Origin of the sequence: Pseudovibrio sp. Ad37 (genome assembly GCF_001623075.1) — a bacterium.
Taxonomy (GTDB): Bacteria; Pseudomonadota; Alphaproteobacteria; order Rhizobiales; family Stappiaceae; genus Pseudovibrio.
The window spans coordinates 131,576-140,503 of sequence record NZ_LMCF01000215.1 but is presented as its reverse complement, the minus strand read 5'-3'; the positions used below and the strand labels follow the sequence as shown (position 1 = coordinate 140,503).

At 52.8% G+C, this 8,928-nt stretch carries 9 protein-coding genes; 7 read left to right on the top strand and 2 right to left on the bottom strand.

The genetic code is table 11. The features are described 5' to 3' along the window. Positions 1-124: 124 nt before the first annotated feature. Positions 125-886 (bottom strand): flagellar type III secretion system pore protein FliP, encoded by a 762-nt coding sequence (fliP, locus tag PsAD37_RS22880; protein ID WP_082830714.1) that lies wholly within the window; start codon positions 884-886, stop codon positions 125-127. 10 nt (positions 887-896) lie between these two features. Then, a complete protein-coding gene (locus PsAD37_RS22875) occupies positions 897-2,339 on the bottom strand; it encodes a flagellar biosynthetic protein FliO (protein ID WP_063298047.1) in 1,443 nt (480 codons plus the stop codon). Between the two features lie 445 nt (positions 2,340-2,784). On the opposite strand from PsAD37_RS22875, the gene flgB reads away from it, so the two are divergent. From flgB to cckA, 7 genes are all read left to right on the top strand, one after another. After that, entirely contained in the window at positions 2,785-3,192 is a 408-nt protein-coding gene (gene flgB, locus PsAD37_RS22870; RefSeq protein WP_084408061.1) for a flagellar basal body rod protein FlgB, read from the top strand. A 39-nt stretch (positions 3,193-3,231) separates the two neighbouring features. Then, positions 3,232-3,657: a flagellar basal body rod protein FlgC gene (flgC, locus tag PsAD37_RS22865; protein WP_057462615.1), complete on the top strand. Its 426-nt coding sequence runs from the start codon at positions 3,232-3,234 to the stop codon at positions 3,655-3,657. Positions 3,658-3,692: 35 nt separating this feature from the next. Next, the gene (locus PsAD37_RS22860) at positions 3,693-4,001 is read left to right on the top strand and encodes a flagellar hook-basal body complex protein FliE (protein ID WP_208860463.1); all 309 of its coding nucleotides are present in this window, start codon (positions 3,693-3,695) and stop codon (positions 3,999-4,001) included. 57 nt (positions 4,002-4,058) lie between these two features. After that, positions 4,059-4,325 carry a flagellar biosynthesis protein FliQ gene (gene fliQ / locus PsAD37_RS22855; RefSeq protein ID WP_057462613.1) on the top strand — a complete coding sequence of 89 codons (267 nt, stop codon included), beginning with the start codon at positions 4,059-4,061 and terminating at the stop codon, positions 4,323-4,325. A gap of 43 nt (positions 4,326-4,368) precedes the next feature. After that, entirely contained in the window at positions 4,369-5,142 is a 774-nt protein-coding gene (gene fliR, locus PsAD37_RS22850; RefSeq protein WP_063289596.1) for a flagellar biosynthetic protein FliR, read from the top strand. An 11-nt stretch (positions 5,143-5,153) separates the two neighbouring features. Beyond that, a complete protein-coding gene (flhB, locus tag PsAD37_RS22845; protein ID WP_063298045.1) occupies positions 5,154-6,230 on the top strand; it encodes a flagellar biosynthesis protein FlhB in 1,077 nt (358 codons plus the stop codon). A gap of 95 nt (positions 6,231-6,325) precedes the next feature. After that, complete coding sequence (cckA, locus tag PsAD37_RS22840) at positions 6,326-8,890, top strand: cell cycle histidine kinase CckA (protein ID WP_063298044.1); 2,565 nt, start codon at positions 6,326-6,328, stop codon at positions 8,888-8,890. Positions 8,891-8,928 lie beyond the last annotated feature (38 nt).

The following is an 8,928-nucleotide window of genomic DNA, read 5'->3' as shown; positions in this document are numbered from 1 at the left end:
ACAACCCGTTCACGTAATTCTATCGGATATGGCTTGCCCATGTGCCCTCCAAAAACAAGGATGGCAACATTGAATCACAAAAAGTTAAAATGAGAAACCTGAATCAGATCTGGCGCAGCACGCTCTAACCGCCGAAACTTCGGACCAGACTGCCTGCGATTAATTGCCAGCCGTCTACGAGCACAAAGAAGATGAGCTTGAATGGCAGGGAGATCACGATTGGTGGCAGCATCATCATACCCATGGACATCAGGACTGATGCAATCACGAGATCGATGATGAGGAACGGCAGGTAGAGCAGGAAGCCGATTTCAAAGGCGCGGCGCAACTCGCTGATCATGAAGGCTGGCACCAGAACGCGCAGGCTCAGCTCTTCAGGAGTTTCGGGGGCAGGGGCTTTTGCGAGTTCCTGAAAGAGCAGGAGATCAGTTTCGCGTACTTGTTGACGCATGAACTCGTGAAAGGGTTCGGATGCCCGGTTGAATGCTTCTTGCGGGTCGATGGTGCCTTCAATCATGGGCTTTGCGCCCAGATCCCATGCCGTTTCAAAGGCCGGTGCCATGACAAAGGCTGTCAGGAACATGGCAAGGGATAGCATGACTGCGTTTGGTGGTGCAGTCTGAAGCCCGATTGCAGAGCGGAGTAGTGAAAGAACCACAACGATACGTGTGAAGCTTGTCACCATAATCAGGATGCTCGGCGCCAGTGAGAGCACTGTGAGCAGCATGACCAGCTGAACAGCACGCTCTGTTACCGAGTTGCCTTCTCCGCCTCCAAAATCAATTGAAATGCTTTGAGCAGCAGCAGGACCGAACCAGAAAAGCAAGAGAGCGAAACCCAAAAGCCCCAATCGGCCTTTGTTTTCGCTCAGTTTTGCTTTCACCATTCCTGCTAAATTATTTTGTGTTGGCCTCAATGTCATCTAGCAGGTCTGCCATTTCCTTTGCGATGCCATCTACAGCTTCGCTGGGATCATCTTTAGGTGATGTTTTCTCTGCTTTTTTAGGAGCAGCTTCGGAAGCTACAGGCTTTTCTGCCTTCTCTTCCTGCTTTACTGGTTTCTCAGCTTCAGGTGCCTTTTCCTGCTTAGCTGGCTTCTTGGCTTTTGCTTTGCTGGCGGCTTTTTCCTTTGCCTTGGCTGGCTCGGGCTTCTGCTCTGCAGCAGGTGTTGGCGTTGCCTCTGCTTTTTCAGCTGGAATAGCTGCCGGTGCTACGTCAGCTTTTGTCTCTTCTGGCTTCAGCGCAGGCTTTTCAGCAGCAGCTTCAGCTTTTGCGACAGGCTTTTCGGCAGTAGCCTCAGGTTTTGGCGCGTCTTTCTTTTCGTCCTGCACTTTGGCTGGCGTCTCAGTTACCCGAGGGCGCATGAAAGCACTTGCTGCGTTCGCTGCCGGACCGTTCAACGGCGGTTTCATTGCCGCTTTTGGGATAGGCTTGGATGCTGCCGGTGCTTCTGGCTGTGGTGCTTCCGGTTTAGGTGCAGGCTTTTCTGCAGTTTTCTCTGGTACTGGCGCAATCGGCTCTGCTTGCTTCGGGGCTGGGCTTGGCTGTGACGGGCTGAGTGAGCGTGGTGAGGCCGGACGCGCTGGAGACGGCCGTGCTGTGATTGGCCGTGCTGCTACTTTTTGAACACCTCGTGCGCCGCCAATGGTTGGCGTCTGCAAAGCAGCTGGTCTGCCTGCTGGCGCAGCTGCCGGTGCTGGGGCAGTTGGTCTTACTGGTCGCGCAGATGTCATGTGCCCTGTTGCTGCAGCTTGTGGGATTGGTGCTGCCTGAGGCACTGCAGCAACTTTTTCTTTGATTGCTGCTGGCGCTGTAGCGAGAGGTTGTGCAGGTGCCTTTACTTCCGGCTGCTGCTTTGGAGCAGGCCGACTTGCAGGTGCAGGCCTTACTTCTGCTGTCGCAGGCGCGGTGTCTTCACCCCAGTTCAAGCGTGCTGTTGGTTCTTCTGAAGAGGGTGTTTGTTCTGGTGTTGCCGGTGTGGTGCCGACTTGCCCATTGCCAGTAAACATCTGTCCGCGAGGCGGGGATGAGACCGGCATGCCGCGGATGATGCCTTGTTCAACAACAACGTCGTTAGCGCCCCCAATCATGATGAGGTGCTCAACATTGTCTCGGCGGACAAGCAGTAATCTGCGCCGCGCATCAATATCGGTCGCATCCATGATTGCAAGACGAGGTTGGCGACTTCGCGACCCCTTGTAACTGGTTCTTGCTAAGCGCTTCAAAAGCGGGATGCAGACCGCGATGAGAACCGCGATAATCAACATCGCCAGTACGACAGCAAGAAGCTGGGCGCTTCCCTGCGACATACCAGTGGTTTGGGCCAGCCAGTCAGGCATGAATGTTCCTCAACTCGTATTCAACATTCAGCGGACTGCTCTTTTGATAAAACAGCCCGGAATTGGGGTACGAATCCCCGCATTAACTCATGCGCGCATTTGTAACCTATAGTTTATGTAGAATGAACAGTTCACAGGGATGAAGTTGGTGGCGTTACCCGAGTTTTTACGCGAAAATCACGAAATTCCGCTTTTGGACGGGTGAATTTTGCTGGCTCGGCAAAATTTTCCACTTCTCAGGCCACAATTCTTAATAGGTGCTAAAGCCTATGATTCTTTTCAGTGCTCTGATGTGCTTGGAATTGTGGTAGTGCTCTGCTTTTTAAGGATTCTTCGGTGTGTAAATATTAATAGAACCTTAATATTAACTTTTTGTTAACCATTGCCTAGGCACTTTCTACCTAGTTTAATTCACCAAATCTGTTCTCATAGGTTGTGCTGTCAGATGGCCTTAACTGATCTTCCGATGTTTCAGGCATTGCGCCAAAAGATGCAGTGGCACCAACAACGTCAGGGTGTACTGGCTGAAAATGTTGCCAATGCAGATACGCCTGGTTACCGCAGCAAGGACCTGAAGGATCTGAGCTTTGGTGACATGGTCCAGGCCGAGGCTGGATCTGGAGCGTTGCGCCCTATGGCAACCAATGCCGGGCACATCACAAGTGGTGGGATCAGCGCTGGTGTCGGGACGAAAGTAAGCAAGGCTTCCAGCTTTGAAAGAACTCCAGACGGTAACAGTGTGGTTCTTGAAGAGCAGATGATGAAGATCGCCGAGAACCAGATCGACTATCAGACAGCAACAAGCCTTTATACGCGCAGCCTTGGCATGTTCAAGACCGCGCTGAGACGATGAGTGAGAGCAGTTGCCTTGGTGTGATGAACGCTGAGGTTAATGTGGGAGGAACCCATGGATTTTATTAAGTCGATGTTTATCGCAGCGTCCGGGCTGAAGGCTCAGACAGGTCGCATGCGGGTGATCGCAGAAAACATTGCCAACGCTGATTCCACCGGCCAGACACCGGGTGAAGATCCATATCGTCGCAAGGTTCCCACGTTCACAAACAGCTTTGACAGCAAGGTGGAAGCTGAGCTGGTGAAGCTTGGCAAGGTGCGTGAAGACCAGAGCGAGTTCAAGCTTCGATATGAGCCGGACCATCCGGCGGCCAATGACAAAGGCTACGTGAAGATGCCGAATGTGAGTACGCTGGTTGAGATGGCGGATATGCAGGAAGCGACCCGCTCTTATGAAGCGAACCTGAATGTGGTGAAGTCTTCACGTTCCATGATGCAGAAAACACTCGATATTCTTAGAGGTTGATGACCGGTTGGCTGACACCGGAAGGAGATACAATCATGTCTAATGCTTCTATTGCTGCAAGTGCTTATGCAAACACAGCAAAACTGAGCAATCCACTTGAAGCTGCCAGTGAGAGCGGTGACAAAAGCGGTGCTTTTGGCAATATGGTGCAGTCTGCGATCAGCGAGATCAATGAGGGTGGTCAGGTTGCTGACGTGCAGTCCCTTAACCTGTTGCAGGGCAAAGCCAATGTGGTGGATGTGGTGACAGCGGTTGCCGAGACTGAGCTTGCTCTGGAGACCGTCGTTTCGGTTCGTGATCGCGTTATTTCTGCGTATGAAGAAATTATGCGGATGCCAATCTAACAGCTCGGCTATATGTGTCGGTGCCAAGATGATGAGCGAGAGGGTGGTTAAAGCAGGATGAGCGGAGCAGAAGTGCTGGATATTGCCAGCGAGGGCATATGGACGCTTATTCTGGTGTCGTCTCCTGTGATGCTTATCGGGCTTCTGGTTGGTGTGATTGTGGCGCTGTTTCAGGCGCTGACACAAATTCAGGAGCAGACGCTGGTGTTTGTTCCTAAAATTCTGAGTATTTTTATTGCGTTGCTCGTGACACTTCCTTTCATGGGGGAGTTGATGAATTCTTTTACAAACCGCATTGCCGGGTTGATTATCTCCGGATATTGAGCGAGATACAGCGCAGGGCGGCGCGCATTCTGGGGGCAAATTTGTGACGGTCAATCTGGATTTTCTACCGGTGATCGTTATGGGTTTCCTGCTGATGTTTGCGCGTATCGGCACAATGTTTATGCTCGTGCCTGCCTTTGGCGAATCCTTCATTCCAGTCCGTGTCCGTTTGACCATCGCGCTTTTGATGACTTACGTGCTGGCCCCCATCAATGCTGATCTTTATCCGCCAGATGCCATGAGCAGTCTGCCGCGCCTGCTGGGTTTGCTGGGTGGGGAGCTTTTGGTGGGGTTCTTTATCGGTCTGTCGATGAAGCTGATTTCCTACGCCCTTTCTACTGCTGGTACGATCATGGCCAACCAATCCGGCCTTGCTTTTGCGATGGGCGGTGATGCAACGAACTCTGGTCAGCAGGGCGCGTTGATGGGCAACTTCCTGAATGTGCTTGGCATCTGCATGGTGTTTGTGACCAACCTGCATTACGTGATGATTGCTGCCATGCAAGATAGTTTCACGCTGTTCCCTCCAGGTAATCCGCTGCCGGTTGGCGACCTCTCAGCACAGGCGATTGCGACGGTGTCGCACATGTTTTCTGTCGCCCTTCGCATGGGTGCCCCGTTCATCGTAGTCGGGATCGTGTTTTACTTCAGTCTGGGCCTGCTGAACAAGCTGATGCCGCAGATGCAGATCTTCTTCATCGCCATGCCGGTTAATATTCTGATCGGGTTTGGTATCTTCCTGTTGCTGCTTTCAACGCTGATGGGTTTCTACCTGACGGAGTTCCGAAATGCGCTTCAGCCGTTCCTGCTGAATTAACGAGGGATGTAATGGCTGACGATACCGACGATTCGGAGAAAACCGAGGACCCCACCCAAAAACGGCTCGATGATGCATTCGAGAAAGGGGACATACCGAAATCGCAGGAAGTGAGTGCCTGGTTCTCGTTGTTGGGGACCGCTTTGGTGATTTCTTTCCTTGCTCCTGCGATGGTTGGGGGCATTTCTACCATCTTAAAGGGCTTTTTTGCCCATGCAGACACGATTGCTGTTGATCCGGGTGCTCTTGTTTTCCTTTTAGAAATAACTGGGCCTGAAATACTTGGTGTGGTGGCACTGCCGTTGCTCACACTTTTGGTGCTCGCCGTTGTTGGCAATGTGGTTCAACACAAACCACTTTGGACAGCTGAACGGTTGAAGCCGAAGTTGAACAAGATCTCGCCGCTTTCAGGAATGAAGAGGTTGTTCTCTAAAGACAGTCTTGCGAACTTTCTGAAAGGGCTCGTGAAGATCATTGCGGTTGCTGTGGTTGTCTTTCTGGTGCTGTGGCCGGAAAGAGACCGTCTGGATACAGTGGTGTTCAGAGAAACGGGCCTTGTGCTGGAGGAGGTCCGCGAACTTGCTATTATGGTGATTGGAGCAATTCTTGCGCTTATGACTGTTGTTGCCGGAGCCGATTTGGTGTGGCAACGGAAAAAATGGTTCGAAAAGCAAAAGATGACCCAGCAGGAAGTGAAAGAGGAATACAAGCAATCTGAGGGTGATCCCAAGATTAAAGCCAAAATTCGAGAGTTGCGCCTTCAGCGTTCACGCAACAGAATGATGGCAAGTGTGCCGGATGCGACGGTTGTTATTACAAACCCGACCCACTACGCGGTTGCCCTGAGTTACGAAGAGGGCATGGGAGCACCGCAATGTGTTGCGCTTGGGGTGGATGAACTGGCGCTCCGCATACGAGAGGTTGCGAAGGAATCCGATGTGCCGATCGTGGAGAACCCACCGCTGGCACGTGCGTTGTATGCAACGATAGAATTGAATGATTATGTGCCTGAGGAGCACTACGCCGCGGTTGCGAAGGTGATTGGTTATGTCATGCAGCTGCGTAAAAAGAAGAGCTGGCGGTCTTAACGGCACATGCGTGTCGGAGTGTCGGCTTTGTAGCGGACTATTCTCATGGCGCGATGGAGTCAAATCGTCTGCGGGGCAGCCGTAGAGAGGGTAAGATGACGAAGACCGAAGCGCGGCGACCTGAGCCGGTGATAGACAGGACAGACAAGGGCGGCAGCCTTGGGGCCTTGATGCTGCTTGCATTAGGCCTTGTCGCAGCGACAGCCGCCTTTGCGTTGATGCGCAAAGAACAGGCGGAGCCCTATATTTTGGGGCTTCTGGGTGTTCTGGCGGTTGTCGGGGTGTTTTCTCTCTTTGCTATGGCTATCGGGCTTTTGCGGTTTATCTCCAAGACCCATCGCAATCCACTTGCTGAATCCTTCATGAACTCGCTTGATGATGGTGTTTTGCTGGCTGATCACAATGGCCGTATCATTTACGCCAACCAGTCCTATGCTGAGTTGACGGGGGCCCGTGGGCCTGCGGATGTGCGCACGGTGGAGCGGGTGTTTTCGTCAGACCCGGATGCTGCTGATGCCATTTTCCGGCTGTCGCAAGCGGTGCGGAGCGGGCGTTACGCGACAGAAGAAGTGCGCCTGCCGAATGCGGTTGGTGAGGTTGCCAGCGGTGCGCGCTGGTATCGCATCAGTGTAAGGCCACTGGACCAGGATGCTGCGGTTGGCGTTGAAAGCGGCATAACCATCTGGCAGGTCTCCGATATCACCCGAGACCGAACCGAACAGGAAAACTCCTTCCAAGAGCTGCAGCGAGTTATCAATTTCCTCGATCATGCACCCTGTGGGTTCTTCTCCTCGGACAGCACTGGTAAGCTGGTTTACCTGAATGCGACACTTGCTGACTGGCTTGACTATGATCTGACCCAATTCATCTCCGGCGAACTGTCTTTGAAAGACATCGTGCGCGGAGAAGGGGCGGCTCTTGTTGAGGCTCTGCTGGGCTCTGAGGGGGAAGTTAAAACCGAGAGCTTCGATATTGATCTGGTGACCCGCAGTGGCACCGGGCTGCCTGTGCGCCTTGTGCACCGCGTTCCGTTTGGAGCTGATGGGCTTGCTGGTGACAGCCGTACGCTTGTGATCAATCGGTCTGCGGGCAATGATGATGAAGAAGCGCTGCGGGCTGCAGAAGTGCGCTTCTCACGCTTCTTCAACAACACACCTGTTGCGATTGCCTCCATTGACAAGAACGGTCTTGTTGAACGTACCAATGGCCCGTTCATGCGTTTGTTCGAGCAAGGCGAAGGCCTTGGCAAGGATGTGAAGCTTACCGAGTTCGTCGTTGAAACTGACCGCGTTGCTCTGCAAAGCGCGTTGGAGGAAGCTGCGCTGGGCAAGAGTGAGATTGCGCCGCTTGATGTCTCGCTCAAAGGCAATGGAGATCCGCGCTCCGCGACTTTCTACGTTTCTGCAGTGCAGGACAGCCAGGCCGGTGAAGATGCTGCGGTGATTTATGTTCTAGAAACCACGCAGCAGCGTGCACTTGAAGCGCAGTTTGCCCAGAGCCAGAAGATGCAGGCGATTGGTCAGCTGGCTGGCGGGGTTGCACATGACTTCAACAACGTTCTGACTGCTATTATCGGGTTTTCCGATCTGCTGCTGGCAAGTCACCGTCCAACGGATCCGGCGTTCCAGGACATCATGAACATCAAGCAGAATGCGAACAGGGCAGCTGGTCTTGTGCGTCAGCTGCTTGCGTTCTCGCGTCGTCAGACCTTGCGTCCGCAGGAGTTGGCATTGGCGGATGTGCTTGCTGATGTTTCTATTCTTCTGGACCGTCTGCTTGGCGAGAAGATCGAACTGAAGTTGGTACATGGCCGGGAGCTGTGGCCTGTGATGGCGGATGTGAACCAGCTTGAGCAGGTGATTGTCAACCTTGCCGTGAATGCTCGTGACGCGATGGAAGGTGGAGGCGAGGTCTCCATCCGCACGCTTAATGTGGAAGAGGCTGTTTCCAAAACCTATGAGAACACGCGCGGTATGCCACTGGGTGAATATGTGCTGATCGAGGTTGCCGATAATGGCCACGGCATGTCTCAGGATGTGATGGACAAGATCTTCGAACCGTTCTTCTCAACCAAAGATGTGGGCAAAGGAACGGGTCTTGGGCTTTCCACTGTTTATGGCATTGTGAAGCAGACTGGTGGTTATGTGTTCTGCACCAGTGAAGTTGGTGTGGGTACCACGTTTCGCATCTTCCTGCCGCGTCACATCTCCACTGAGAAGGAAGAGGTGGTTGAGGTTAAGCCGGAACAGGAAGTGACCGAAGCCGATCTGACAGGTTCTGCAACCATTCTTCTTGTTGAGGATGAAGAGGCTGTACGGGCCTTCGCCGCACGTGCATTAGGTGGCCGCGGCTATGAGGTTTATGAAGCAGGTTCCGGCACTGAAGCATTGGAAGTGATGGAAGAAACAGGCGGGGCGATTGACCTTGTGGTTTCTGACGTGGTGATGCCGGAAATGGATGGGCCAAGCCTGCTTATTGAGCTGCGCAAGACACGTCCTGACCTGAAGATCATCTTTATCTCTGGCTATGCTGAGGATGCGTTTGAGAAGAACTTGCCAGCTGAAGAGAGTTTCACCTTCTTGCCGAAGCCGTTCACACTCAAGCAGCTTGCAACAACCGTGAAAGAAACTCTGGAAGCCAAGACACAAGAACGCGCCTAATTTCTTACTCTTTAATGCAAAAGGCCGGAGAGCTGTGA

What these genes read in the sequence shown, in the direction of transcription:
- fliP (WP_082830714.1), bottom strand. Translation starts at nt 886, where the DNA reads ATGGTGAAAGCAAAACTGAGCGAAAACAAAGGCCGATTGGGGCTTTTG.
- PsAD37_RS22875 (WP_063298047.1), bottom strand. Translation starts at nt 2,339, where the DNA reads ATGCCTGACTGGCTGGCCCAAACCACTGGTATGTCGCAGGGAAGCGCC.
- flgB (WP_084408061.1), top strand. Translation starts at nt 2,785, where the DNA reads ATGGCCTTAACTGATCTTCCGATGTTTCAGGCATTGCGCCAAAAGATG.
- flgC (WP_057462615.1), top strand. Translation starts at nt 3,232, where the DNA reads ATGTGGGAGGAACCCATGGATTTTATTAAGTCGATGTTTATCGCAGCG.
- PsAD37_RS22860 (WP_208860463.1), top strand. Translation starts at nt 3,693, where the DNA reads ATGTCTAATGCTTCTATTGCTGCAAGTGCTTATGCAAACACAGCAAAA.
- fliQ (WP_057462613.1), top strand. Translation starts at nt 4,059, where the DNA reads ATGAGCGGAGCAGAAGTGCTGGATATTGCCAGCGAGGGCATATGGACG.
- flhB (WP_063298045.1), top strand. Translation starts at nt 5,154, where the DNA reads ATGGCTGACGATACCGACGATTCGGAGAAAACCGAGGACCCCACCCAA.
- cckA (WP_063298044.1), top strand. Translation starts at nt 6,326, where the DNA reads ATGACGAAGACCGAAGCGCGGCGACCTGAGCCGGTGATAGACAGGACA.